Origin of the sequence: Pseudomonas sp. lyk4-TYG-107, assembly GCF_030209055.1 — a bacterium.
Classification (GTDB): domain Bacteria; phylum Pseudomonadota; class Gammaproteobacteria; order Pseudomonadales; family Pseudomonadaceae; genus Aquipseudomonas; species Aquipseudomonas putida_A.
Map to the genome: position 1 here is coordinate 259822 of NZ_JARVST010000012.1, position 22495 is coordinate 282316.

The 22495-nt window shown below is 62.4% G+C and carries 22 protein-coding genes and 1 pseudogene; 11 read left to right on the forward strand and 12 right to left on the reverse strand.

Annotation, left to right across the window (positions count from 1 at the left end; translation table 11 throughout):
- Nucleotides 1–96 precede the first annotated feature (96 nt).
- The 3 genes from QRN61_RS12295 to QRN61_RS12305 are packed head-to-tail and all read left to right on the forward strand — an operon-like array spanning nucleotide 97 to nucleotide 1836.
- Nucleotides 97–783, forward strand: a complete 687-nt coding sequence (locus tag QRN61_RS12295) for a CsgG/HfaB family protein (RefSeq protein ID WP_177439976.1) — start codon at nucleotides 97–99, stop codon at nucleotides 781–783.
- A gap of 28 nt (nucleotides 784–811) precedes the next feature.
- A complete protein-coding gene (locus tag QRN61_RS12300; protein ID WP_003225593.1) occupies nucleotides 812–1180 on the forward strand; it encodes a DUF4810 domain-containing protein in 369 nt (122 codons plus the stop codon).
- Nucleotides 1177–1836 carry a DUF799 domain-containing protein gene (locus QRN61_RS12305; protein WP_027613674.1) on the forward strand — a complete coding sequence of 220 codons (660 nt, stop codon included), beginning with the start codon at nucleotides 1177–1179 and terminating at the stop codon, nucleotides 1834–1836. Before QRN61_RS12300 ends, QRN61_RS12305 begins: the two co-directional genes overlap by 4 nt.
- Nucleotides 1837–2003: 167 nt before the next feature.
- Here the strand turns inward: QRN61_RS12305 and QRN61_RS12310 are convergent.
- A pseudogene (locus QRN61_RS12310) lies at nucleotides 2004–2111 on the reverse strand (flavin reductase family protein); the annotation flags it as partial.
- Nucleotides 2112–2202: 91 nt separating this feature from the next.
- Here QRN61_RS12310 and QRN61_RS12315 point away from each other — a divergent pair.
- The 3 genes from QRN61_RS12315 (at nucleotide 2203) to QRN61_RS12325 (ending at nucleotide 7947) form a co-directional block, all read left to right on the forward strand.
- Nucleotides 2203–2892, forward strand: a complete 690-nt coding sequence (locus QRN61_RS12315) for a GntR family transcriptional regulator (RefSeq protein ID WP_027613675.1) — start codon at nucleotides 2203–2205, stop codon at nucleotides 2890–2892.
- A gap of 133 nt (nucleotides 2893–3025) precedes the next feature.
- Nucleotides 3026–5137, forward strand: coding sequence for a hybrid sensor histidine kinase/response regulator (locus QRN61_RS12320; RefSeq protein WP_285373889.1), 2112 nt, complete (start codon nucleotides 3026–3028; stop codon nucleotides 5135–5137).
- A 176-nt stretch (nucleotides 5138–5313) separates the two neighbouring features.
- Complete coding sequence (locus tag QRN61_RS12325) at nucleotides 5314–7947, forward strand: excinuclease ABC subunit UvrA (protein ID WP_285373890.1); 2634 nt, start codon at nucleotides 5314–5316, stop codon at nucleotides 7945–7947.
- A 195-nt stretch (nucleotides 7948–8142) separates the two neighbouring features.
- Here the strand turns inward: QRN61_RS12325 and QRN61_RS12330 are convergent, their stop codons facing one another.
- The 6 genes from QRN61_RS12330 to QRN61_RS12355 are packed head-to-tail and all read right to left on the reverse strand — an operon-like array spanning nucleotide 8143 to nucleotide 13570.
- Complete coding sequence (locus QRN61_RS12330; protein WP_285373891.1) at nucleotides 8143–10086, reverse strand: PAS domain-containing hybrid sensor histidine kinase/response regulator; 1944 nt, start codon at nucleotides 10084–10086, stop codon at nucleotides 8143–8145.
- On the reverse strand, nucleotides 10076–10951 hold the full coding sequence (locus QRN61_RS12335) for a sensor histidine kinase (RefSeq protein WP_103367863.1): 876 nt from the start codon (nucleotides 10949–10951) through the stop codon (nucleotides 10076–10078). The genes QRN61_RS12330 and QRN61_RS12335 overlap by 11 nt, the downstream gene beginning before the upstream one ends.
- A complete protein-coding gene (locus QRN61_RS12340; RefSeq protein ID WP_285373913.1) occupies nucleotides 10944–11954 on the reverse strand; it encodes an ATP-binding protein in 1011 nt (336 codons plus the stop codon). The genes QRN61_RS12335 and QRN61_RS12340 overlap by 8 nt, the downstream gene beginning before the upstream one ends.
- A complete protein-coding gene (locus tag QRN61_RS12345) occupies nucleotides 11951–12355 on the reverse strand; it encodes an anti-sigma regulatory factor (protein ID WP_003225570.1) in 405 nt (134 codons plus the stop codon). Before QRN61_RS12345 ends, QRN61_RS12340 begins: the two co-directional genes overlap by 4 nt.
- Entirely contained in the window at nucleotides 12352–12714 is a 363-nt protein-coding gene (locus QRN61_RS12350) for an STAS domain-containing protein (RefSeq protein WP_007912539.1), read from the reverse strand. Before QRN61_RS12350 ends, QRN61_RS12345 begins: the two co-directional genes overlap by 4 nt.
- 4 nt (nucleotides 12715–12718) lie before the next feature.
- Entirely contained in the window at nucleotides 12719–13570 is an 852-nt protein-coding gene (locus QRN61_RS12355) for an STAS domain-containing protein (RefSeq protein ID WP_096796830.1), read from the reverse strand.
- A 250-nt stretch (nucleotides 13571–13820) separates the two neighbouring features.
- Here QRN61_RS12355 and QRN61_RS12360 point away from each other — a divergent pair, with 250 nt between their 5' ends.
- Nucleotides 13821–14090 (forward strand): hypothetical protein, encoded by a 270-nt coding sequence (locus QRN61_RS12360; protein WP_115989649.1) that lies wholly within the window; start codon nucleotides 13821–13823, stop codon nucleotides 14088–14090.
- Between the two features lie 62 nt (nucleotides 14091–14152).
- Here QRN61_RS12360 and QRN61_RS12365 read toward each other — a convergent pair whose 3' ends face one another.
- Nucleotides 14153–14674: a DUF4142 domain-containing protein gene (locus QRN61_RS12365; protein ID WP_027613685.1), complete on the reverse strand. Its 522-nt coding sequence runs from the start codon at nucleotides 14672–14674 to the stop codon at nucleotides 14153–14155.
- Between the two features lie 203 nt (nucleotides 14675–14877).
- Between QRN61_RS12365 and QRN61_RS12370 the strand changes: the two genes are divergently transcribed.
- Together QRN61_RS12370 and QRN61_RS12375 are read left to right on the forward strand one after the other, a co-directional pair.
- Nucleotides 14878–15120 (forward strand): DUF465 domain-containing protein, encoded by a 243-nt coding sequence (locus tag QRN61_RS12370; protein ID WP_042559423.1) that lies wholly within the window; start codon nucleotides 14878–14880, stop codon nucleotides 15118–15120.
- A 109-nt stretch (nucleotides 15121–15229) separates the two neighbouring features.
- Nucleotides 15230–15394, forward strand: coding sequence for a hypothetical protein (locus QRN61_RS12375; RefSeq protein ID WP_166495921.1), 165 nt, complete (start codon nucleotides 15230–15232; stop codon nucleotides 15392–15394).
- 107 nt (nucleotides 15395–15501) lie between these two features.
- Here the strand turns inward: QRN61_RS12375 and QRN61_RS12380 are convergent, their stop codons facing one another.
- From QRN61_RS12380 to QRN61_RS12395, 4 genes are all read right to left on the reverse strand, one after another.
- Nucleotides 15502–16572 carry an SMP-30/gluconolactonase/LRE family protein gene (locus QRN61_RS12380; protein WP_285373892.1) on the reverse strand — a complete coding sequence of 357 codons (1071 nt, stop codon included), beginning with the start codon at nucleotides 16570–16572 and terminating at the stop codon, nucleotides 15502–15504.
- Entirely contained in the window at nucleotides 16569–17714 is a 1146-nt protein-coding gene (locus QRN61_RS12385; RefSeq protein WP_285373893.1) for a sterol desaturase/SRPBCC family protein, read from the reverse strand. The genes QRN61_RS12380 and QRN61_RS12385 overlap by 4 nt, the downstream gene beginning before the upstream one ends.
- Nucleotides 17715–17826: 112 nt before the next feature.
- Complete coding sequence (locus tag QRN61_RS12390; RefSeq protein ID WP_045122483.1) at nucleotides 17827–18690, reverse strand: LysR family transcriptional regulator; 864 nt, start codon at nucleotides 18688–18690, stop codon at nucleotides 17827–17829.
- Nucleotides 18691–18998: 308 nt separating this feature from the next.
- The gene (locus QRN61_RS12395) at nucleotides 18999–20717 is read right to left on the reverse strand and encodes a hydrogenase maturation protein (RefSeq protein WP_285373894.1); all 1719 of its coding nucleotides are present in this window, start codon (nucleotides 20715–20717) and stop codon (nucleotides 18999–19001) included.
- 295 nt (nucleotides 20718–21012) lie between these two features.
- On the opposite strand from QRN61_RS12395, the gene QRN61_RS12400 reads away from it, so the two are divergent.
- Nucleotides 21013–21522, forward strand: a complete 510-nt coding sequence (locus QRN61_RS12400; RefSeq protein WP_027613691.1) for a sigma-70 family RNA polymerase sigma factor — start codon at nucleotides 21013–21015, stop codon at nucleotides 21520–21522.
- A complete protein-coding gene (locus tag QRN61_RS12405) occupies nucleotides 21519–22466 on the forward strand; it encodes a FecR domain-containing protein (protein ID WP_285373895.1) in 948 nt (315 codons plus the stop codon). Before QRN61_RS12400 ends, QRN61_RS12405 begins: the two co-directional genes overlap by 4 nt.
- The last annotated feature ends 29 nt before the right edge of the window (nucleotides 22467–22495 follow it).

Here is a 22495-nt window from a genome sequence, read left to right on the forward strand (position 1 = left end):
GGTGGCACTTTGTCATAATGCCGCCCCTTTTCCGCTCCCCACCGCGTAGCCGTGCCGGGACACACCGTTTTTTTTCAGAAGGAATGCACAGTGAGAATGATCTCCCGGATGTTGGTCTCAGGCGTTGCGATTGCCGTGCTCGGCACCCTCGCCAGCTCCCTTGCCGGGTGCGCCACCGAAAGCTCCCGCGCACTGCCGGTGGCCAAGGTCGAGAGCGCCACGCAAGTCTGGACCGGTGCTCGCGTGCCGATGGCGGTGGGCAAGTTCGATAACCGCTCCAGCTACATGCGCGGGATCTTCTCCGATGGCGTTGATCGTCTCGGCGGCCAGGCCAAGACCATCCTGATCACTCACTTGCAGCAGACCAACCGTTTCTCGGTACTGGATCGCGACAACATGGGCGAGATCCAGCAGGAAGCGGCGATCAAGGGCCAGGCCCAGCGCCTCAAGGGCGCCGATTACGTGGTCACCGGTGACGTCACCGAGTTCGGCCGCAAGGAAACCGGCGACCACCAGCTGTTCGGTATTCTCGGCCGTGGCAAGACCCAGGTCGCCTACGCCAAGGTCAACCTGAACATCGTCAACATCAGCACCTCCGAAGTGGTGTATTCGACCCAGGGCGCCGGCGAGTACGCCTTGTCCAACCGCGAAATCATCGGCTTCGGCGGCACCGCCGCGTACGACTCCACCCTCAACGGCAAAGTCCTCGATCTGGCCATGCGCGAGGCGATCAATCGTCTGGTTGATGGCATGAACGCCGGCGCCTGGAAACCGGGCAACTGATCGCTATTCATTGCAAGGAGCAACACCCATGAATCTGACTTTGTCGCGGTCGCTGCTGGCCCTGACGCTGGCCGCCAGCGCCTTGCTGGCCGGTTGCAGCAGCCCGAAAACCCTGTACCAGTGGGAAGATTACCAACCGCAGGTTTACGAATACTTCAAAGGCGAAGAGCCAAAAGAAGCCCAGGCCGAAGTGCTGGAGCGCGACCTGCAGAAGATCCGTTCCACCGGCAAGGCGGTGCCGCCGGGTTACCACGCGCACCTGGGTCTGCTGTACCTGAGCATGGGCAAGGACGATCAGATGGTGCAGCAGTTCCGCACCGAAAAAGCGCTGTTCCCCGAGTCCGGCCCATACATGGATTTTCTGCTTAAAAACGCCAAGACCGGAGACGCCAAATGATTTCGCGCACCCTGAAACTGCTGGCCGCCGGATTGGCCTTGACCGTGCTCGGTGGCTGCGTCGCGCCGAAAACCGTGGATTACTCGGCGTACAAACAGGCACGGCCGAAGACCATTCTGGTGCTGCCACCGCTGAACACCTCGCCGGACGTCAAGGCTTCCTACAGCTTGCTGTCGCAGGTGACGTTCCCATTGGCCGAGGCCGGTTACTACGTGCTGCCGATCACCCTGGTGGACGAAACCTTCCGTCAGAACGGCCTGACCACCCCGGATGACATTCATCAGGCGCCGGCCAACAAGCTCAAGGAAATCTTCGGCGCCGACGCTGCGCTGTACATCACCGTGACCGAGTACGGTACGCGCTACATGGTGATCAGCAGCGAAACCGCGGTAACCGCCACCGCCAAGCTGGTCGATCTGAAATCCGGCACCACGCTGTGGACCGGTTCGGCACGGGCGTCGAGCGAAGAGGGCGGCAATAACAGTGGTGGCGGCCTGGTCGGCATGCTGATCACCGCCGCGGTGAAGCAGGTGATCAACAGTTCGACCGACGCCGGGTATCCGATTGCCGGCGTGGCGAGCAATCGCCTGTTGTCGGCCGGTCAGCACGCCGGCCTGTTGTACGGCCCGCGCTCGCCGAAATACGGTACTGACTGACAATTACCGGCACGCCTGAAATCCTCTGTGGGAGCGGGCTTGCTCCGGGCGGCGTTCCGACGAATGCGGTGGGTCAGTCGCCAAATGTTTTACTGACCCGGCGCATTCGCGAGCAAGCCCGCTCCCACAAGGGGAAGGCGTTTCGCAGCCGATTTATTTGGCGACCGCCAAAACCGCTCGCCACCGCCCGCTGCTTCCGTCCACGCTTGCAATGAGCGGGTCGGCAAATCGAAATCATCCCGCCGACCAATCGTATCCAGACCCTGCATCTCGACGCCGAAGGCGATATCCTGCGCCACACTTATCTGCGCAAACGGCGAATAACGCTGCAACACCGTGTTTGCCCGAGGCTAAAGGAGTGTTCGAATGACCGAGAAGAAACTGGAAACCACGGTCGACCGCGTCTACCAAGGGGTTTACCAGGCGATCAGCAAGCGTTCGCTGCGTCCGGGGATGAAGCTGGGCGAAGCGTCCCTGGCCGAACTGTTCAATGTCAGCCGCACGTCGGTACGCGCCGCGCTCAAGCAACTGGAAGCCGAGGGGCTGGTCACCACCGAGCCGAATAAAGGTGCATCGGTGTCGCTGCCGAGCAACGAAGAGATCCGCTCGCTGTTCGAAACCCGGCGGCTGATCGAAATCGGCATGGTCACCGAACTCTGTCGGCGCAAGGACACCGCCGCCATGCAGGTCTTGCGCGAGCACCTGCTACTGGAGGACGCAGCCCACGCGGCAGGCGATCACGAGCAACTGATTTACCTGCTCGGCGAGTTCCACCTCAAACTGGCGCGCAGCCTCAACAACCCGGTGCTGCTCGACTGGTTCCAGAAGCTGATTTCCCGCGCCTCGCTGTATGTCGCTGCACTGGATGATGACAGCCATGAAGCCTGCCGTGACAACGAACATCTGCGCCTGATCGAATACATCGAGGCGGGCGATCAGAGCGCCGCCATCGAACTGACCTGCACGCATTTGAACGGCATCGAGAAGGCGATTCTCGACGTCGCGGCGAAGATGAAAACTGGCTACCATCCCCTCAAGCACCTGATCGGGGTCTGATCCGGGCCTGGTCTGAAATCGGCTATACCTCTAATGAAACCATTACGGCCGATGAGGCTCGAAACAGACGGGCGTCGCGGCGTTCTGCCGTCGCGATGTATCGGGCAAACACCACAGGACACCGAGTCAATCGATGCAGTTTTTATCCGATAGCCACGGTTGTGACGGCTGGAAAGGCGAGATGGCCGAACGCATTTGCGCGTTCGACTGGCGCCTCACCGAACTCGGCCCGCTCGACACCTGGCCTGCCAGCTTGTGCAGCACCGTGCAATTGATGCTGGCCTCGCCCTTGCCGATGGTCATGCTCTGGGGCCACGCCGGCTACATGATCTACAACGACGCTTACTCGCAGTTTGCCGGTGGCCGCCACCCCTATCTGTTGGGGGTGCCGGTGGAGCTGGGCTGGCCGGAAGTCGCCGAGTTCAACCGGCATGTGGTCGACACCTGTCTGGCGGGCGGCACCTTGTCCTACCGCAACAAGGAACTGGTGCTGCTGCGCGATGGCGTGCCCGAAGATGTCTGGATGGATCTGTATTACAGCCCGGTGGCCAACGATGACGGCGTGCCTTCAGGAGTGATGGCGATGGTGGTCGAGACCACCGAGTTGGTGCGTTCCGAGCGCCTGCGTCAGGCGGCAGAAGACGCTTATCGGGCCGACAACGAACGGGTGCGTCTGGCGCTGAATGCCGGGGCCTTGCTCGGCTCGTTCGTCTGGGACGTGAAGAACAATGTGCTGTCGGCCGACGAGCGTTTCGCCCGGACCTTTTGCTATCCGCCGGATCAGGACTTGAGCAACCTGCCGCAATCCGTCAATGAGTCGCGGATCCACCCGGACGACCTGGCGTGGGTGCATGATCGGGTCAGTCATTCGCTGCAGACCGGTGAGCCGTACAATGCCGAATACCGCGTGCGGCGTGCGGACGGCAGCTACCTGTGGGTGCTCGCCAGTGGCGCCTGCGAGTTCGACGAACACGGTGCGCCGTTTCGTTTTCCCGGGGTGTTGATCGACATCCATGAACGCAAGATTGCCGAAGAATCCCTGCTCAAATTCACGCGCAACCTGGAGCAGCGGGTGGCCAACGAAGTGGATGCTCGACTGGCGGCGGAAGAGCAACTGCGCCAGTCGCAGAAGCTTGAAGCCATCGGCGGACTGACCGGCGGCGTGGCCCACGACTTCAACAACCTGCTGCAAGTGATCGCCGGCAACCTGCACCTGCTGGCGCGGCATGAGCCGGACAATGCCAACGTGCAACGCCGGGTCAGCGCCTCGCTGGCAGCGGTCGAGCGCGGCGCCAAGCTGTCGTCGCAACTGCTCGCCTTTGCCCGGCGCCAACCGTTGTCGCCGGCGGTGTGCGATCCGCGGCAGATCTTCGACGGCGTCGGTGAATTGCTGCAGCGCGCATTGGGCGAAACCATTCAGATCGACGTGCAATTGCCGCAGGACCCGTGGCACATCAACGTCGACCGCAATCAACTGGAAAACGCCATTCTCAATCTGGCGATCAACGCCCGCGATGCGATGAAAGGCGAGGGTACGATTGTCCTCAGTGCCATTAATACTCGGCTGGACAGCACTTTTTGCGCGGGCAAAGGCATCGTCGCCGGCGATTTCGTGCGGGTGGTGGTCAGCGATACCGGCGTCGGCATTGCGCCGCAAATGCTCGAGCAGGTGTTCGAGCCATTCTTCACCACCAAGGCTGACGGCCAGGGCACCGGGCTCGGTCTGAGCATGGTGTTCGGCTTCGTCAAACAGAGTGGTGGCCACGTCGAGATCGACAGCACCGTGGGCGAAGGCACGCGGGTGCAACTGTACTTTCCGCGCAGCCTGCGTCCGGTTCTCGATGAGACGCCGAGCGTCGACCCGCAGCAGAGCGGCGGCCACGAGACCATTCTGGTGGTCGAGGATAACGACGCAGTGCGTGCTTCGGCCGTGGAGTTGCTGCGCGAGGAAGGCTACCGCGTACTGACTGCGAGCAATGGCGACGTGGCAATGCAGTTGCTGCTGGACGGCGCGCAAGTGGATCTGATTTTCACCGACGTGGTGATGCCGGGGCTGATCAAAAGCTCCGATCTGGCGGCGTGGGCCAAGGTGCAGACACCACCGGTGGCGGTGCTGTTCACCTCCGGCCACACCCGCGACATCATTTCACGCAACCACCAGTTGAGCCCGGACACGCACTTGCTCGGCAAACCGTATGGCCCGGAGGCGTTGTTGCAGATGATTCGCTCGGTGCTGAGTGCCTGATTCCCTGTGGCGAGGGGATTCATCCCCGATGGAGTGCGCAGCCCTCCCCAGCACTCCCCAGCATTTTCCCAGCTATATGGAATTTGCAGTAACTGCGCCGGCTGCGCCGCCGATCGGGGATAAATCCCCTCATCACAGGGTTCAGCTTCGACCCCATTTTTCTGCAGGGACAGCCAATGACTTCCAAGCGTAATTCCAAAGCACCTACCGGCATGGTCCGGGTGCGTGGCGCCCGCGAACACAATCTGAAGAACGTCGACGTCGACATCCCCCGCGATGCGCTGGTGGTGTTTACTGGCGTTTCCGGTTCGGGCAAGTCGTCGCTGGCGTTTTCAACGTTGTACGCTGAAGCCCAGCGGCGTTATTTCGAATCTGTGGCGCCGTATGCGCGGCGGCTGATCGATCAGGTCGGGGTGCCGGATGTCGATTCCATCGAAGGCCTGCCGCCCGCCGTGGCCCTGCAACAGCAGCGCGGTACGCCGAGCACGCGGTCGTCGGTGGGCAGCGTGACCACCTTGTCGAGCCTGATCCGCATGCTCTATTCCCGCGCCGGCAGTTATCCGCCGGGGCAGCCGATGCTCTATGCCGAGGATTTTTCGCCGAACACCCCGCAAGGCGCGTGCCCGGAGTGCCACGGTCTGGGCCGGGTCTACGAGGTGACTGAGGCGCTGATGGTGCCCGATCCGAACCTGACCATCCGCCAACGCGCCGTGGCCTCCTGGCCGCTGGCGTGGCAGGGGCAGAACCTGCGCGACATCCTCGTGACCATGGGCATCGACGTCGATATCCCCTGGAAGAAACTGCCGAAAAAGCAGCGTGACTGGATTCTGTTCACCGAAGAAACCCCGACCGTGCCGGTGTACGCCGGGCTGACCCCGGAGGAAACCCGGGTCGCCCTCAAGCGCAAGATGGAACCGAGTTATCAGGGCACCTTCACCGGTGCCCGCCGCTACATCCTGCACACCTTCACTCATTCGCAAAGTGCGCTGATGAAGAAGCGCGTTTCGCAATTCATGCTCGGCAGCCCGTGCCCGTTGTGCGACGGCAAGCGCCTGAAGCGTGAAGCGTTGTCGGTGACCTTTGCCGGTTACGACATCGGTGAACTGTCGCAGATGCCACTGCTGCAAGTGGCCGAAGTATTGAAACCCGTGGCTGCGGCGACCTATCTGCAGCAGGCCGAAGAAAGCGGCGAAACCCTCAGCCATGCGCAAACCCGCGAGGCGCGCCAGCAGCGCGTGGCCCACGGTGCCAGCGGCCACGCCAGTGCGCCGGACGTACGCCACACGCCAAACCTGTCGCTGGAAAAACGCCTGGCAGCGCAGCGGATTGCCGAGGACTTGCTGGAGCGGGTCAGCACCCTGACCGATCTGGGCCTCGGTTATCTGGCGCTGGAGCGCAGCACGCCGACACTGTCGTCCGGCGAGTTGCAGCGCCTGCGCCTGGCGACGCAATTGGGCTCGCAACTGTTCGGCGTGATCTATGTGCTCGACGAGCCGTCCGCCGGTCTGCATCCGGCCGATGGCGAGGCGCTGTTCGAAGCCTTGCAGCGCTTGAAGACCGATGGCAATACGCTGTTTGTGGTCGAGCACGATCTGGAAACCATGCGCCGCGCCGACTGGCTGATCGATGTCGGCCCGGCGGCGGGAGAGAAGGGTGGGCGGGTGTTGTACAGCGGCCCTCCGGCCGGGCTGGCCGAGATCGACGAATCGCAGACCCGCGCCTACCTGTTTGCCGAGAGCCAGCGGCAGACCCGCACCGCGCGCAAGCCGAGCGGTTGGCTGAAACTCGATGGCATCAGCCGCAATAACCTGCACAACCTCAGCGCTGAATTTCCCTTGGGCTGCTTCACCTCGGTCACCGGGGTGTCCGGTTCGGGCAAGTCGAGTCTGGTCAGTCAGTCGTTGCTCGAACTGGTCGGTGCGCAACTCGGGCGGCCGCTGGTTGAGGACGAGCCGGAAGAGCTCAGCCTCGAAGACGATGCGCCGCAGGCCAGCACTGGTCAGGTGACTGCGGGGTTGGAGTCGATCAAGCGCCTGGTGCAGGTCGATCAAAAGCCCATCGGCCGCACGCCACGTTCGAATCTGGCGACCTACACCGGGCTGTTTGACAACGTGCGCAAACTGTTCGCCGCCACGCCCGAGGCACGGGCGGCGGGGTATGACGCCGGGCAGTTTTCCTTCAACGTCGCCAAGGGGCGTTGCCCGACCTGCGAGGGTGAAGGTTTTGTCAGCGTCGAGTTGCTGTTCATGCCGAGCGTGTATGCGCCGTGCCCGACCTGTCATGGCGCGCGCTACAACCCGCAGACTCTGGCGATTCAGTGGCAAGGCTTGAGCATTGCGCAGGTGCTGCAACTGACCGTGGAAGAGGCGGTAGAGGTATTCAGCGGGCAGCCGGGGATTCGTCGTTCGCTGGAGGTACTGCGTGACATCGGCCTCGGTTATCTGCGGCTTGGGCAACCGGCCACCGAGTTGTCGGGCGGCGAGGCGCAACGAATCAAACTGGCCACTGAGCTGCAGCGCAATCAGCGCGGCGCGACCCTGTATGTGCTGGATGAACCGACCACCGGGCTGCATCCGCGGGACGTTGATCGGTTGTTGGAGCAACTGGATACGCTGGTCACGGCAGGACACACGGTGATCGTGGTCGAACATGAAATGCGCGTGGTGGCGCAGAGTGACTGGGTGATCGACATCGGCCCGGGGGCCGGGGATCAGGGCGGCAAAATCGTCGCCGCCGGCACGCCGCAGAAAGTTGCCGCGAGCAAGAAGAGCCGAACCGCACCGTTTCTGGCCCGGGCCTTGAGCCGATAGCGACGCCGTTCCTACTGGCCCCACAGGGGGCTGCGGTGTACTCGGAAGATGTCACACCGCAATCCCTTGTAGGAGTGAGCCTGCTCGCGATAGCGGAGTGTCAGCCAGAAATGAATTGACTGACCTGACGCCATCGCGAGCAGGCTCACTCCTACAGGGTCTGTGTTCTCAACCGAGCAACCTGATGGCGGTGTATCAGGCACCATCAAGCGTGCGGCGGACCTTGTCCAGCAGTTCGCTGATCTGGAACGGCTTGACCAGCATTTCCATACCACTGCCCAGGAACACCTGGCGATTGATCGCGGTCTCGGCATAACCGGTCATGAACAGAATCGGCAGGCTTTCACGCCAGCCCCGCGCCACGTCCGCCAGTTCCCGGCCGCTCATGCGCGGCAGGCCGACGTCGCTCAGCAGCAGGTCGATCGTCGGATCATTCTGCAAACGCTCCAGCGCGGTTTCGATATCCGCCGCCTGCGTGCAGCGATAACCTGCGTCTTCCAGCACTTCGGTGACGAACATACGCACTGCCGGCATGTCTTCGACAATCAGGACATGCTCGCCGGCACCCTGCGGATCCACCTTCGGCGCCGGGATGTCGGCGCCGGTCGGGTCGTTCGTCGCCGGCAGCATGATGGTCACTTCGGTGCCACGCCGTGCCACGCTGCGGATGTGCGCATCGCCACCGGACTGGCGGGCGAAACCGTAGATCGTCGACAACCCCAGACCAGTACCCTGGCCCAGCGGTTTGGTGGTGAAGAACGGATCGAACACCTTGTCGATCACACTGTGCTCGATACCGGTGCCGTCATCGCGCACCGACAGCGCGACATACGCACCATCGGCCATGTTCGGGTCGCCGTGGGAATACGCGGCATAGGTGTTGACCCAGATATTGCCGCCTCGGGGCAGCGCATCCCGGGCGTTGATGACCAGATTCAGCACCGCGCTTTCCAGCTGCACAGGATCGACCAGGGCAATCGCCGGTTTGTTGGTCAGTTCAAGCTTGAGGGTGATGCGTTCGCCGATGGTGCGCATCAGCAATTCTTCCAGCGAGCGCACCTGCTCATTGATGTCCACCGGTCGGGTATCCAGTGGCTGTTGGCGGGCGAAGGCCAGCAGACGATGAGTGAGGGACGCCGCACTCATCGCTGAATTCAGTGCGGCTTCGGCGTAGAACTGCACCTTGTCCGGCCGTGCATCGGCCATGCGTTTCTGGATCAGTTCGAGGCTGGTGATGATCCCGGTCAGCAGGTTGTTGAAGTCGTGGGCGATACCCCCGGTGAGCTTGCCCAGTGCGTCCATCTTCTGCACTTGCAGCAACTGCGATTCGGCGCGCACCCGCTCGGCAACTTCCTTGGCCAGTTGTGTGGTGGTGTCGTCCAGCTGTGCCAGGTGCGAGCGCTCGCGGTGGCGATGCTCGGTGACGTCTTCGACGAATACCAGGCTCAGCTGCGGTGTGCGGTATGGCGAAATCTGCCACTCGGTTTCGCGGACCTCGCCCTGTACGCGCATGTTCAACGTGCCTTTCCAGCGCTCGCCATCGACCAGCCGCAGGCGCAACTCGTTGAGGATCGCGCCCTGGTCTTGGTCAAAGCACTCGCTGAGCGTTTCCGGGTTGCGGTTGTCTTGAATCATCTGCGTGAAGGCGTGGTTGCATTCATGCACTTTCAGGTTGGCATCGAGCACGGCAATCGGCGCCGAGACGTTGACGAAAATCTCGCGAAACCGGGCCTCGCTCTCACGCAGCGCGTTTTCGGTATCGCGTACCCGCAGCAGAGTGCGCAGGGTCGCCAATAGCACGTCCGGGTCTACCGGGTGAATCAGGTAAGCATCCGCCCCGGCGTTCAGGCCGGTGATGATGTCGCCGGTCTGGATCGACGCCGCAGACACGTGGATCACCGGCAGCAGCGCGGTGCGTGCATCAGCACGCAAGATGCGCACGATGTCGAAGCCGCTCATGTCCGGCAGGTTGACGTCGAGGATCAGCGCATCGAGTGGCTCGCTCGCGATCAGTGCCAGGCCTTCGCTGCCGGTGCCGGCCTCCAGCACCTCGTAGTCATGGCGCTCCAGGCGCCGGCGCAAGGCGTAGCGGGTGGCGGCGTTGTCGTCGACGATCAATAGACGGATGTCACGTTTCATCGACGTTCTCCAAGGCGAGCGCCAGCGGAATGATCACGAAAAAGGTCGAGCCGACCCCCGGTGTGCTGTCCATCCCGACCTCGCCGCCGAGCAGGGCAGCGAAGCGCTTGCACAAGGACAAGCCGAGGCCGGTGCCGCGCAGACGTTTCTGCAGCGGCGAGTCGACCTGGGAGAAGTCCTCGAACAATGCACCGTGCAGCTCCGGCGCGATACCGATACCGGTGTCGCTGACGGCGAAACGTACTTTGTCCGAGCCTTCCAAGCGCGCCGAAACCCGCACTTCACCGCGGGTGGTGAATTTCAGCGAGTTGGAAATGAAGTTGCGCAGAATCTGCCCGAGTTTTTTGTCGTCGGTGTACAGGCGTGGCAGGCCGACCGGCTCTTCGAAAATCAGGTCCACCGCCGACGCATCGACGATCGGCCGGAACATCCCGCGCAGGGCGGAGAACAGGTCGAACATGTCGAACCATGCCGGGGAAATAGTGATCCGCCCGGCTTCGATCTTCGCCAGATCGAGCAAGTCATCGACCATGTCGCTGAGTTCACGCGCGGCGCTGCTGACGAACGCTACCTGCTTGTGCTGCTCGGGGCTGAGCGGGCCGTCGAGTTCGTCAGCCAGCAGGCTGTTGATGCTGAGGATCGAGCCGAGCGGGGTGCGGAACTCATGGCTCATGTACGACAGAAAGCGGCTTTTCAGGTCCGAGGCCTGCCTCAGTTCTTCCGCCTGGGTGTCGAGTTCGGCGTAGAGCGCCAGCACGCCCTGGTTGGTCTCGTCGAGTTCTGCGCGCAGGGCGGCGGTCTCGCTCTGCAATCGGGCGATCAGCGCAGCCTGTTCGGCGGCATTCAGGATTGGCGACTCAGCCATGGGCGGCCTCCAGGGCAACGACCAGTACCGTGACGTCGTCGCGCCCGCGACAGAAGTCGCGGTGCAGGACGCTGGCTATCACGGCGGGATGGCGGTGCACCAGACCGGGGTAGTCTTGAAGATTCCAACGGGACTGCAAGCCGTCGCTGTACATGATCAATAGATGTCCGTTCACGTGAGCATAGTCAAAAGGCTGGGCTTTCCGGTATTGGCCGCCGACGATGCCCGGGTGCGAGGCCAGGCCCCGCGACTTGTCGGCGGTGATCAGGCTGGCGCCGATGTTGCCCACGCCAGTAAAGGTCAGGCCGTCGCGGGCGGCATTGAACTGGGCGAACGCGGCTGCGCCGCCACGGCTGCCGATCATGTCGCGGTGCATATCCTCCATCAGCAGCACCGGACTGGCGAACGGCGTCTCGGCGAACACCCGCTCGCCGGCCTTGGCCGCGCGTTCGGCATCCTCACCGTGGCCGAGGCCGTCGATCACCAGCGCACTGACATTCGCGCCGTTGTACGCCAGGTGCCAGGTATCGCCGCACGCCGGGTCGTTGTGCAACGAGTGCTGGCTGACGCCGTAGCGCAAGTCCGGTTGACGGTCGCCGCGCGGATACAGACGCGCCAGCAGCACCGCCCCACGGGCGTCGGCGTGCACGTCGAAGACTTCGGTCTGACGGGCCACGGCGCCCAGTCCGATGCCTTGGGTGCCGCCGGTGGAAAAGCCATCGGTCAGGCACGCGTCGAGGTCAAAGCCCTGTGCGCGATCGACCGCGAGCATCTCGATGCCGAATCCGCCGGGGCGCGGCAACAACCGCAGATGAAGCTCGCCGCGGCTGGCGTGCTTGAGCACGTTGCTGGCCAGTTCGGTGGCGACTAGTGCTACCCGTCCGGCATCGGTCGCATCAAAACCGTGTTGCTCGGCGAGCCGTTGCGCGGTGCGCCGGGCATGGCCGATCTGGCTGCTGTCTTCGATCAGCAGTACCTGGGTCAGCGACCCAGCGATATTCATGTCCATCGGGTGATCGTTATTCGCGTGCCCTTGCCCGGCTCGGTGTCCAGTTCGAACTCCTCGACCAGCCGTTTGGCGCCGGTGAGGCCCAGGCCCATGCCGCTGCCGGAGGTCCAGCCGTCGGTCATCGCCAGTTTGATATCGGCAATACCGGGGCCTTCGTCACGGAACGTCAAGCGCAGACCGACCTTGTGATCTTCATCGAGAATCTGCCAGTCCATGTCGCCGCCGCCACCGTACACCATGGTGTTGCGCGCCAGTTCGCTGACCGCCGTGACCATTTTGGTCAGGTCGATCAGGCGCATCCCGCATTCGGTGGCGAGTTTGCGGGCGGTCTGGCGTGCGAGCACGACATCCTGCTCGATATGGATGGGTTGAGTACCGCTGCTGCGTACGGTCATTGCCGGTCTACTCGTTCCTGCAGCAGTTTCATCCCGCGCTCGACATTCAGTGCGGTGCTGACGCCGGGCAGGGTCAGGCCGAGTTCGACCAGGGTGATCGCCACGGCCGGCTGCATGCCGACCAGCATGGTTTCGGCGTCCATGATTTTCGACAGCCCGGAGATCGTGCTGATCATCCGGCCAATGAACGAGTCGACCATGTCCAGCGCCGAGATGTCGATCAGCACACCACGCGCCGAGGTCTTGCTGATGCGCTCGGACAAGTCGTCCTGCAAGGTGAGGGCGAGTTGGTCATGCATGTCGACCTGAATGGTCACCAGCAGAAACTTGCCCATTTGAAGAATCGGGATACGTTCCATCGGCTCAGACCGCTTTGCCGAGGCTGATGCCCAGGCGGGAGAGGGCGAGCTTCAGTGCGTCGGCCAGGTTGGCCTTGGTCACCACGCCTTGCAGGTCGAGGCCCAGGTGGACGATGGTCTGGGCGATCTGCGGACGCACGCCGCTGATGATGCAGTCAGCACCCATCAGACGAATCGCGGTCACGGTTTTCAGCAGGTGCTGCGCGACCAAGGTGTCGACGGTGGGGACGCCGGTGATGTCGATGATGGCGATTTCCGAACCGGTGTCGACGATGCGTTGCAGCAAGGACTCCATCACCACTTGAGTGCGTTGCGAGTCGAGGGTGCCGATCATCGGCAGCGCCAGGACGCCGTCCCACAGCTTGACCACCGGCGTGGAGAGCTCCAGCAGTTCTTCCTGTTGGCGTTTGATCACCGCTTCACGGGACTTCTGGAAGGTGCGGATGGTGTGCATGCCGAAGGCGTCGAACAGTTCGGAAATTTCCCAGAGTTGTTCGGCGAGCAGCGCTGGCTGTTCTTTGTAGTGCGCTTGCAGCAGGGCAAACAGCGGGCCCTTCAGGGCGAAGATGAAACTGGCGGTCTGTTGCGAATCCTGACCGAGCTGGGCGCGGCTGTGGGAGAGCTTTTCGAGGAACTGGCGGGTGGCTTCCCAACCCGGCGCATTGATGTTGGTGCCGTTGTCATCCTGCAGGCCATTGATCACCAATTGCAGGAATTCGCTGGTCTGTTGTTGCAGGTCATGGTCTTTGAGGTTGCGGGTGGCGCCGCTGGCTTCCAGGCCGTTGATCCATTCGCTCAGCAGTTGTGGTTGTTTGTTTTTCATCGCATCGAATGTGCTGTTCTGCAGTGCTGCCATGTGCCTGTTGCTCCGTAGCGTATTGGGGCCGGTTCTGTAAAAAGTGACCGGTGCGAAGTCAGTGACCTTTGCCGTTCAAAATAGTTGTTCGGTTGCTCAGGGATATTTTTGATCCGGCGCAAGAAATGCCCCGGTAACTCTAGTCGGCGCCCTTCAAACCAGCGATGTTTTGAACGTTGGCACCGTAGCGGCTTCGAATATACAAGGCCGACGGGTCTGAGTCGCGCCAGCATTGAAAAACGAGGTGGCTATGAACGAGCAATCGCAACAGCAGCAGAAACCGGACGCCGAACCGATCAATCGCAACGACCCGGCCATCGATCCGCAAGTGCCGGGGCAGAACCCGCCAACGCAACCCTCGGGTGGCGCCGAGCAGGCGCAGAGCGCCGATCCGGTGGTGGACCAGAAGAACAGACACACCGACAACGACAACGAATTCAGCCCCGGTTTCGAACCTGAGCCCGATCGTCCGAAGCCCGGTGAAGAAACCGATGCCGACATCGATACTGACGGCGGTTGATCTCGCTGAAACAAAAAAAGGCCGCATTAATCAATGCGGCCTTTTGCTGTACAGCGCCCGGGTTACTTGCTCGGGTGCTTGGCTTGCAACTCTTTGGCGGCGGTCAGGTGTTTTTCCAATGCCGGGAGCATTTTCTGCGCAAAGGCTTTCAGCTCGGTAGCGCCTTTGGTCTTATCGTCGGTGACGGTGTTGGCTTCTTTCTTGAACAATTCGATGGTTTCTTCGTGGGCCTTGACCTGGTTGTTGGCGTAGGCCGCGTCGAAGGACTCATCGCGCATGTCGAGGATCTTTTCCTTGGCCTGCTTGACCAGAGTCGTGGTGTCCGGGACTTCGATGTCATTGGCCTTGGCAATGCTGGCCAGTTCGTCGTTGGCCTTGCTGTGGTCGGTGATCATCATGTTGGCGAACGCCTTGATGTCGGCCGACTGACTTTTTTCCAGGGCGAGGCGACTGGTCTCGATCTCCGCGATGCCACCCGCGGCGGCGTTGTCGACGAAGTCATTGGAAGTGGCGGCGAAGGCACTGCCCATGCCGCTGCTCAGAGCGACAGCCAGAACGAGATGACGCAGGTTGAATCCGTCCATTGATGTATCTCCACACAGGTTTTTGTTGACGTTATGCAATGGAGGGAGCACAGCGGAAAAAGGTTTGATCGCGTTTCCGACAGGGCGACGAACGGCAACCGCTGGTCTGACAGGTGGTCGACAGAACCTCTCAACCAAGGCCATTCTGATAGGGGCTGACGCATCGGTCGCGTCGGCTGCCGATCAACTGACGGAGGTGTTCCATGCCGGTTCCCCATGACCTGTTTCAGGACTTGAGCTGCACGAAGGAAGAGATCCAGCAAAAACGCACCCAGGATCCACGACTGGATTCACTGATCAACAAGTATTCCCAGGCTGACGCCGACGTGGTCAAGGCCGAAACGGCCACCTCGGACGCCCCCAGCGACGACGCATTGAAAAAACTCAAAGAGAAGCGTCTGAAGGTCAAGGACGAAATTGTCAGCCATTTACAGGCACCGTCCTGATTCCTGGATGATCCGCCGACCCACGGTTGCGGATTGATTGGAACGACAACCACCCTCGGCACCTCGAATGTTCAGAGTCTTCATTCAGCGACTCTCTGCGAGGTGCCACATGAACACACCCAGATTCCCCAGTGAAGAGCAGGGCGGTTTCGACCCGGTTCCCACTCACCCTGAGCCCAACAGCCCGGCGCACACCACCACTTTTCCCGAAGAGCCGGACGAAGATCTTCCTGAAGACGAAGATCCGGACAAGTTCGACAGATCCGGTAACTGACAGTCCGCTATCGCGAGCAGGCTCACTCCTACAGTTGGAATGCTATCAACTGTAGGAGTGAGCCTGCTCGCGATGACGTCAGTTGATCTAACATAAAACCAGCAGGCTCACTTCAACGCATCCGCCAACGGCAACCGCGCCATGTGCGTAGCCTTCAGCGACCCCAGATACACCCAGTCCCCATACTCCCGCGCAGTGGTAATCGGCGAGTAATTGCCGCTGCTGGCGTCCTGCAGATTGGCGATGACCTTGCCCTCAAGATCCAGCCCCAGGACGAACCCGCGTTTCTCCACCGGTTTTGGCAGCACCGTCAGCGCGCGCACGATCATCTTGCGCACCCGCGGATGCCCGGCGGTCCCATCGAGCAAGGCACTGCGCGGCGCGTACAGCGCGACCCAGAAGCGGTTGCTGCCATTGAACGCGAGGTTGTCCGGCAGGCCGGGCAGGTTGTCGATGAACAGGTCATGGGTGCCGGCCTTGGGTCCCGTCAGCCAGTAACGACTGATGCGGTAGGCGCCGGTTTCGTTGACCAGCACATAAGCGTCATCCGGGCCGAGGGTCACGCCGTTGGCAAACTGCAGTTTGTCCAGCAGCACGCTGGTCTTGCCGGTCTGAAAGTCATAGCGCAGCAGGCGCCCGTCACCGCCATGTTCAATGATCGCCTCACCGTCATGGCCGTAGCCCCAGCGGCTGCTGGCATCGCTGAAATAGGCGTAGTGCCCGGACTTGTCGATCGCCACGTCGTCGGTAAAACCGAAAGGCAGGCCATTGGCCTCGGTGGTCAGAGGAATCAACTGACCCTGGGCGTCGAGCGACAGCAGACCCTTGACCCCGTCGGCAATCACCAGCAAACCATTGGGATGCCGCGCCAAGCCCAGCGGCCGGCCGCCAGTGTCGCTCAGCACCTTGCGCTCCTTGCCATCGAGGCTCGTGCGGATCAGTCGCCCGTCATGCAGGCCAGTGATCAGGTAATCGCCCTCCAGCAGCAGTGCTTCGGGGCCGTCGATGTCGCTCGGGCCAACCTGTTCGACGGCCTTGAGCCGCTGGTTTTCCGCGTAGACCCCTTCGTTCAGTGACGGCGCCGCTGGCGGTTTCCACGCCACCGGCTGCACCTTGGTCGGCATCAGCAGCAGAAACGCGATGACGAGGATCACCAGCAAAAACAGCAGACGCTTCATGAAAGGTGCCCCGTCAGCGTCAGGTGCCTGAGCGCCATGTCGCGCAGGGCCTGCATCGAGGTCGCCGATTCACGTTCGATGCGGCGCTTGAGCAGCAGCAGATTGGCCAGGCGCATGCCAAGGCCATCGAACCGGTAATCCAGGGTGCGCACGAACCGTGTGCCGTCGCCTTGCGCAGCACACTCGTAAGTCAGCAACAGCGACAAGCCATGATCGCCCCGCGCCTGAGCGCACCAACGGCGACCGGGCAGGTATTCGGTGACCTCCCAGCGCAAATGGCCGGCGCGCCCGCCGGCATGAATGTCTTCTTCGAAACGCGCGCCGGCATGCAGCGGGCCTTGCGGTCCGTCGATTTTCAGCGACGACGGGTGCCACTCGGGCCAGTGGTTGACGCTGGCGGCGTAGCGGAGCACGGCGATCGGTTCGCCGGCGATATCGATGTGGTGCTGCATGCGGGTCATGGGCGATCTCGAATAGCGCAACGGGGCGGGTTGCGGCTCCCAGTACAGGGTGCCGAACAGGTAATCCATCAGGGGGAAAACGATATTGAAATTGCGCTCCTGCATGCGCTCGCGGCGGTGATGCAATTCGTGCAGATGCCGCATCTGGCGGATCCACGGCAGGCGGGTCAGCGGATTATTCGGCGGTAGATGCTCGCAGGCGTGAAACACTTCGTAGGTCAGATAACCCAGCACCATGCAGCCGCCGAACAGCCCGGCGACATTGGTGTTGAACTGCGCGACCAGCCACCACAGCGGCAGGGTGAAAACCAGCGTATGCACGACGATCAGCCAGGCTGGAAACAGAATCACCCGCCAGTCGCGGGCGCTGTCGTAAGTCATGTGGCCGGGGGTGAAAAAGCTGTGATGGTCGCCGGCATGTCGGGCATAGAACAGCTTGGCAAAAGTCTTTTTGTGGTGACCGAGATGGCGATGAACCGTGTACACGCCAAAGTTGAACAGCAGCAGGGTCAGCGGCACGCTCAGCCATTCCAGCGGCTGCACCTGATGCGCGCTGCTCCAGAAAGCGCCGATCGCCAGCACGCCGAACAGAAGCACGAAGGCGCCGTGCAGCCACGGGTTGTACAACGGATGAATGGCCGCACGATAGCGGCTGCGAAATGCCTCGGTGGTCTGCCTCACTGCGTTCACCTGTGGGTATTGTTGTTATACCCGGCAGATTAGCCGATCCGGCCGTTTGTGCAGGCCGCACCTTGAGGTCAGTTGCGCCATGCTCCGGTGTAAAGCGGCCGACTCAGCTCAGCGGGTTCCAGCGTTGCGACCAGTCGTCATCGGTGGCGATTACCTGGCGCAGCAGATCGAACGCCTGTTGCAGCGTCGCCGAGTCGCGCTCGCGTGCATACACCAGATAGGTTGGATAGCCGAATTCCGGGGCTTTGGTGACCGCTTCCAGGGCGCCGGTTTCCAGATAGCTGCGCACCACACGGGTACGGAAGTAGCCACTGCCGCCATGTTCGAGGATGTATTGCAGGGCCAGCGGGCCGAGGTTGAAACTCAGCGCGGCTTTGGCCTTGTCCGGCAGGGCAGCGTCGTGCTGGCGCCGAAAATCCGGCCCCCAGTCGATGTAGACGTAGGGATCCGGGCGGTTCGGCGCACGCACCAGAATCAGTTTTTCTTCCAGCACCTGCTCGACCTGCAGGCCGGGCCAGTACTCCGGCTGATAGACCAGCGCGGCATCGAGCACGCCGAGTTCAAGTTGGCGCAACAGGTTTTCGCCGTCGCGGATTTCCATGCGCAGGGCGTGGCCGGGAATCTTCTCGCGCAGTTCGGCGGCCCAGCTGAGCATCAACGGGTTGCACAGGCTGACTTCGCCGCCGATGTGCAGCACGTTGTGATAGCCGTCCAGCAGTGGCAGGTCGCGCCGCGCGGCTTCCCAGGTCTGCACCAGTTGATTGGCGTAGACCACGAAGGCCTCACCGTTTGCGGTCAGTTTCGCCCCGGCGCGGTTGCGCACGAACAGCGTACTGCCCAGCTGACTTTCGAGTTTCTGCACCCGGGCGGTGATCGCCGTCTGCGTGACGAACAGCTTCTGCGCCGCCGCCGCGAGGCTGCCGTGACGGACGATTTCCAGAAAGGTGCGGGCGAGGTCGATGTCCATGGGCGGGCCGGTGTCTGAGGTGCGGGCATTGTAAGTGCCGGCTCGCCACCGCGTCATCGTTCATCGCGAGCGGGCTCACTCCCACAGGGTCCTGCGCTGGCCCATCGATTTCGCGAACGACCCGAAATCCTGTGGGAGCGAGCCTGCTCGCGAATGGTGTCTGGCTGCCAAACCAGCATTGCCTGACCCACCGCCATCGCTGGCAAGCCAGCTCCCACAGGTTTTATGTCGCTCACAAGTTCTGTGAGCGCCGCAGTAACCTGTGGGAGTCTGGCTTGCCAGCGATGAGGCCGTAGTGGCGGTGAAGCTCAACCCGCCAACTCAACCTTGCGCACCCGCGCCCATTCCTCGACCAATCGCGCCGGCGTGCCGCAGGCCTTGCGCTTGTAGACGAAGTTACTGCACTTCTCGGCAAACTGGTTGCGGTTATAGAGCATGTCTTCCTGCATCTCTTGCAGTTCGCTTTCCCGACATTGCTGGATCAGCACCTGATCCACGCGCAACTTGCGCTCGCGCACGGCAGCGTAGGTCGGGTCGGTCAGTGCCGCGTTGGCCCGTTGCAACAACCACAAGGAAAACTCATCCGGGCAGCGCGGGCCGATTTCCTGGACCATGCCCAGTTGCAGCGCCTGCGTGGCACTGACCGGCAGGCAGGCCTGGGTCAGTTGCTCGGCCATCGCCGGGCCGACGGCGCGGGGCAGGCTGTAGGTCCAGTATTCCGAGCCATACAGGCCCATGCTCTTGTAATGCGGATTGAGCACGATGTCCGCGCGGGCAAACACGATGTCAGCAGCCAGTGCGAGCATCACGCCGCCAGCCCCGGCATTGCCGGTCACGCCGCTGACCACCAGTTGCCGCGCGCTGAGCAGTTCGGCGCAGACATCGTCGATTGCCTGAATATTCGCCCAGGCTTCAGCGCCCGGGTCCTGCGCCGCCTGGATCACGTTCAGGTGCACACCGTTGGAGAAGCTGCCGCGCCCGCCCTTGATCAACAGCACGCGAGTGTCCCGAGACTTGGCCCAGCGCAGCGCTTCAACCATGCGCTGGCACTGTTCGGTGCTCATCGCACCGTTGTAGAACTCGAAAGTCAGCTCGCCGACATGCCCGGATTCGCGGTAGCGGATCGGCTGATAGGCCTCGTCGTTGAACGGCTCGCTGGCGATCGACCAGTCGAGGGTCGGCACGCCGTCCAGTTGCCCGGCCAGCACATGCCGCGCCGGTTGCTTGAAGGTCTCTTCGCCGGGCAGTGGTTTGCGTCGCAACGAGCCGATCCACAGGCTGTGATCGCCGGTGGCGACCAGCACCGCGTCGTCATGCACCGCGAGGATCTTGCCGGGAATGCCGGTGCGCTGATCGAGGTGCGCGTCGTACACGTAATACTGCCCGCCGGCCAGGCTTGCCAAGACCCCGGGCTGGCCGTCAGCGGCGTCGATGCAGCGTTTGATGAAGCGCGAGCAGTCGTGCCAGCTGAAGGTGCGGTCGTCCTGCTTCATGTTTGGCTGCAAGCGCCCCCGGACTTTTGGGTCGGTGTAATCCAGTGCGACCGGAACGAAGCCGTCGATGAACTTCTCGACCACTTCGCGAATGCAGCGAATCGCCGCATCGCTGACCCGCCCGTTGTACAGCTCGGACTTGCGCAAGCCCGACGGCAGATTGAATTCGCAGGTGGCCCAGACCGGGCCGGCGTCCATTTCTTCCACCGCTTGCAGCGCGGTCACGCCCCAGCGTGTGAGTTCGTTGGTGATCGCCCAGTCCAGCGCGCTGGCACCACGATCGCCGACGATGCCCGGGTGGATGATCACCACCGGGCGCCGCGCATTGCTCCACAACGCCTGCGGTACGCGGTCCTTGAGGAACGGGCAGATCACCAGATCGGCGCCGCTGTGTTCGATCTGTTCGCACACCGACGCCTCGTCGGTGAACACCACGACGCTGGGCGAGTGCCCGGCCTGACGCAGTTCCAGCCAGGCACGTTGGGTCAGGCCGTTGAAGGCCGATGACAGCAGAATAATCTTCAGTGATCGCATGGTTTTCTTCCTTGAAGGGATAGCCGCGGGCTCCCGGTGAGCCGTCCTTGGCGTTCGATGAAGCGCGCAGATTAGAGAGTGGCTGCGCGCTGGCAACTGATCAGGGTCAACGTTGTGTCAGTCAATATTTCTGCGGCGACGGAGCGCCTTATTCTCAAAGGTTTGCTTATCCTGATTTTTAATTACTTCAAATGTCCGCAACGCTATTGCACAGTCGCGCCTGATCAAGAGCCGGACGATCCCGGCAGAACGATGGTTTTTCGCAGCGGGTGGGACCCGTTTCAGGGAGCAAGGCATGGGTGATGTTCAGAACCCGCATTACCGGATGATTGGGCACATGTTCCAAAAGGACTATCGCTGGCTGTGCGCCGCCGTTGGCCGCACGCTGGGTTGCCCGCACAGCGCACAGGACATCGCCTCGGAAACCTTTTTACGGGTGCTGGCCTTGCCGGACCCGAGCGCCATTCGCGAGCCGCGGGCGCTGCTGACCACCATCGCCCGGCGGCTGGTCTATGAAGGCTGGCGCCGCCAGGACCTGGAACGCGCCTATCTGGAAAGCCTGGCGCTGGCGCCGGAACCGGTGCATCCATCACCGGAAGAACGCGCACTGGTGATCGAGGCGCTGCTGGCGGTCGATCGCTTGCTCAATGGCTTGTCGGCCAAGGCCAAAGCCGCGTTTCTCTACCATCAGCTCGACGGTTTGACCTACAGCGAAATCGGCGAACGGCTGGGGGTTTCCACCAGCCGGGTGCAGCAGTACATGGTCGAGGCCTTCAAGCGTTGCTATCAGGCGATGCAGGCATGAGGCCGGACGAAGCGGTGATCGACGAGGCGGCGCAGTGGATGGCGCTGTTGCAGTCCGGCGAGGCCAGCGCTGGCGAGCGTGCGGCGTTCGAAGCGTGGCGCGCGGCTGACCCGAGGCACCAGCGGATCATCGAGCAAATGGGCGGCGGCCTTAACCTGCTGCGTAATCCGACCTTGCGCGGGCTGCCGCGCAACAGTCTGCTGCACAGCCTGAATGCGCCGTCGAGCCGGCGGCGCTTTGTCAGTGGCAGCTTGAGCGTGCTCGGCATCGCGGTGCTGGCCGGTCTGCTCGGGCGCCGCTATGGCTGGCTGCCGGAAGTGGGGGAGTTGGCGACCGGCACCGGCGAGCGGCGCGATTTCACCCTGGAGGATGGCAGTGCGCTGAGCCTGAATGCGCGGACGCGGGTGGTGGCGCGATTCGATGCGACTCAACGCTTGCTGGCGTTGCGCTCGGGTGAGTTGCTGGTGGACGTCGCCAAGGATCCCGCGCGGCCGTTCGTGGTCGAGACCGAACATGGGCGGATGCGGGCGCTAGGGACGAAATTTCTGGTGCAACAGGGCGACGATTCTACGCGGCTGGTGATGCTGCATTCGCAGGTCGAAGTGGTCACCGCTGGTGGTGCGCGGCAAGTGGTGGAGGCGGGGGAGAGCCTGCTGTTCAACGCTCAGGACATTCTCGCTCTGGAGCGCAGCACCGGCCAGGAAAGTGCCTGGGTGCAAGGTCGTCTGGAAGTGCGCGACCGGCCGCTGAGTGAAGTGATCGACAGCCTGCGCCGCTATCGCCGGGGCATTCTGCACCTGAGTCCCGAGGTGGCCGATCTGCGCCTGAGCGGCCTCTATCCGCTGGACGATAGCGACCGCACCCTGCAACTGCTGGAGCGCTCGCTGCCGATCCGCGTCACCTGGCACAACCCCTATTGGGTCAGCATCGGCGCGCGGTTATAGCGTCATAACTTCTTGGCCTAATCGCCGCC

What these genes read in the sequence shown, in the direction of transcription:
- QRN61_RS12345 (WP_003225570.1), bottom strand. Translation starts at nt 12,355, where the DNA reads ATGACCGTACGCAGCAGCGGTACTCAACCCATCCATATCGAGCAGGAT.
- QRN61_RS12370 (WP_042559423.1), top strand. Translation starts at nt 14,878, where the DNA reads ATGCCGGTTCCCCATGACCTGTTTCAGGACTTGAGCTGCACGAAGGAA.
- QRN61_RS12295 (WP_177439976.1), top strand. Translation starts at nt 97, where the DNA reads ATGATCTCCCGGATGTTGGTCTCAGGCGTTGCGATTGCCGTGCTCGGC.
- QRN61_RS12330 (WP_285373891.1), bottom strand. Translation starts at nt 10,086, where the DNA reads ATGAAACGTGACATCCGTCTATTGATCGTCGACGACAACGCCGCCACC.
- QRN61_RS12305 (WP_027613674.1), top strand. Translation starts at nt 1,177, where the DNA reads ATGATTTCGCGCACCCTGAAACTGCTGGCCGCCGGATTGGCCTTGACC.
- QRN61_RS12380 (WP_285373892.1), bottom strand. Translation starts at nt 16,572, where the DNA reads ATGAAGCGTCTGCTGTTTTTGCTGGTGATCCTCGTCATCGCGTTTCTG.
- QRN61_RS12400 (WP_027613691.1), top strand. Translation starts at nt 21,013, where the DNA reads ATGGGTGATGTTCAGAACCCGCATTACCGGATGATTGGGCACATGTTC.
- QRN61_RS12360 (WP_115989649.1), top strand. Translation starts at nt 13,821, where the DNA reads ATGAACGAGCAATCGCAACAGCAGCAGAAACCGGACGCCGAACCGATC.
- QRN61_RS12355 (WP_096796830.1), bottom strand. Translation starts at nt 13,570, where the DNA reads ATGGCAGCACTGCAGAACAGCACATTCGATGCGATGAAAAACAAACAA.
- QRN61_RS12405 (WP_285373895.1), top strand. Translation starts at nt 21,519, where the DNA reads ATGAGGCCGGACGAAGCGGTGATCGACGAGGCGGCGCAGTGGATGGCG.
- QRN61_RS12395 (WP_285373894.1), bottom strand. Translation starts at nt 20,717, where the DNA reads ATGCGATCACTGAAGATTATTCTGCTGTCATCGGCCTTCAACGGCCTG.
- QRN61_RS12320 (WP_285373889.1), top strand. Translation starts at nt 3,026, where the DNA reads ATGCAGTTTTTATCCGATAGCCACGGTTGTGACGGCTGGAAAGGCGAG.
- QRN61_RS12300 (WP_003225593.1), top strand. Translation starts at nt 812, where the DNA reads ATGAATCTGACTTTGTCGCGGTCGCTGCTGGCCCTGACGCTGGCCGCC.
- QRN61_RS12315 (WP_027613675.1), top strand. Translation starts at nt 2,203, where the DNA reads ATGACCGAGAAGAAACTGGAAACCACGGTCGACCGCGTCTACCAAGGG.
- QRN61_RS12365 (WP_027613685.1), bottom strand. Translation starts at nt 14,674, where the DNA reads ATGGACGGATTCAACCTGCGTCATCTCGTTCTGGCTGTCGCTCTGAGC.
- QRN61_RS12340 (WP_285373913.1), bottom strand. Translation starts at nt 11,954, where the DNA reads ATGAATATCGCTGGGTCGCTGACCCAGGTACTGCTGATCGAAGACAGC.
- QRN61_RS12325 (WP_285373890.1), top strand. Translation starts at nt 5,314, where the DNA reads ATGACTTCCAAGCGTAATTCCAAAGCACCTACCGGCATGGTCCGGGTG.
- QRN61_RS12335 (WP_103367863.1), bottom strand. Translation starts at nt 10,951, where the DNA reads ATGGCTGAGTCGCCAATCCTGAATGCCGCCGAACAGGCTGCGCTGATC.
- QRN61_RS12375 (WP_166495921.1), top strand. Translation starts at nt 15,230, where the DNA reads ATGAACACACCCAGATTCCCCAGTGAAGAGCAGGGCGGTTTCGACCCG.
- QRN61_RS12390 (WP_045122483.1), bottom strand. Translation starts at nt 18,690, where the DNA reads ATGGACATCGACCTCGCCCGCACCTTTCTGGAAATCGTCCGTCACGGC.
- QRN61_RS12350 (WP_007912539.1), bottom strand. Translation starts at nt 12,714, where the DNA reads ATGGAACGTATCCCGATTCTTCAAATGGGCAAGTTTCTGCTGGTGACC.